Genomic DNA, 439 nt, shown 5'->3' on the forward strand with positions numbered 1-439 from the left:
GCAAATGGGTCTGTGATCAGTGTGACACCCTGACTCAGCAAGCGATGCCTGCCTATGTGATTGATAAAGGCATTGCTTCACCTGAACTGCTCAGCCATGTGCTGGTATCGAAGTATGCCGATCATTTACCGCTGTACCGTCAACGTCTGATCTATCAGCGGGCGGGAATCGAACTTTCTAGATCAACTTTATCTGACTGGATAGGTCGCTGCGGTGTGGAACTGGAACCTCTGGCCAATGCCTTAAAAGAGGTGGTGCTGCAACAGCGGGTGATCCATGCCGATGAAACGCCGGTCACCATCATGCGGATGAGTGATGATGAGAAAAAACCGAAGAAAGGTTATGTCTGGGCCTATGCCACTACACAGTACAATCCAGTTCAAGCGGTGATCTATGACTTTCAGGATAGCCGTTCAGGTCAGCATGCAGAAGAGTTCCT

At 49.9% G+C, this 439-nt stretch carries 1 protein-coding gene; it reads left to right on the plus strand.

The genetic code is table 11. From position 1 onward, the window contains the following. Nucleotides 1-439, plus strand: a 439-nt coding sequence (locus AC1P5O_RS16895) for an IS66 family transposase (RefSeq protein ID WP_164543419.1), incomplete at both ends; no start/stop codon positions are given.

The sequence above is a fragment of the Prolinoborus fasciculus genome (assembly GCF_056724605.1).